Below are 542 nucleotides of genomic sequence, written 5' to 3'. Positions count from 1 at the left end.
GTGCTGTCGCTGGTACGATTGCCATTGCTCACTGGCACGAATAGGAAGTCGGCTGGGCCGACAGCTCGATTATAGATGACCTGCAATGTCTCTTGCGCGTTCTGCGACCCTGCGTAACGCATTTGCTCCACCTCGCGACCCAAGTTCCATGTGCCAGTCTGCCCTTTATGCGACTTTTCGAGCACAGACCGGGAACATCTGGCGCCCAAGGCCAGTTTAGCGCTGGAAAAGCCAATGTGCGGGAGTTCAGAAATGGCCGCTCCGGGGCCGACTGCGGTCCGTCCGGTTTCGGCCCCGGTTGATGGAAAGCTGCCCATAACCAACCGACGCCCTTTCGGCCGCTCGTACTCAAATACCGAAACCACGATAGCGGTCATTGCCCGTAATAATGTCAATTCGCTTCGCTACGCATGCGCAGCGATTTCGGGCTCAACTCCGAAGCGCCAAATCGCGGCGGAACCGATCGCTGTGGAGATTATGCCTGGGGCGCGACACCTTCGGGACGGGCGCTTTCCGCCCCTTCCTCGGCCGCGGCCGTTGCC

Annotated in this window: 1 protein-coding gene; it reads right to left on the bottom strand. The window is 59.8% G+C overall.

What is annotated here, in order from left to right:
• Positions 1-377, bottom strand: a 377-nt coding sequence (locus tag EN780_RS40045) for a hypothetical protein (RefSeq protein ID WP_210215127.1), incomplete at its 3' end; no start/stop codon positions are given.
• Between the last annotated feature and the right edge of the window lie 165 nt (positions 378-542).

It is taken from the genome of Mesorhizobium sp. M4B.F.Ca.ET.089.01.1.1, from assembly GCF_004022605.1.
In the GTDB taxonomy this organism is placed as follows: Bacteria; Pseudomonadota; Alphaproteobacteria; order Rhizobiales; family Rhizobiaceae; genus Mesorhizobium; species Mesorhizobium abyssinicae.
This window is presented reverse-complemented; position numbering and strand designations above follow the sequence as displayed.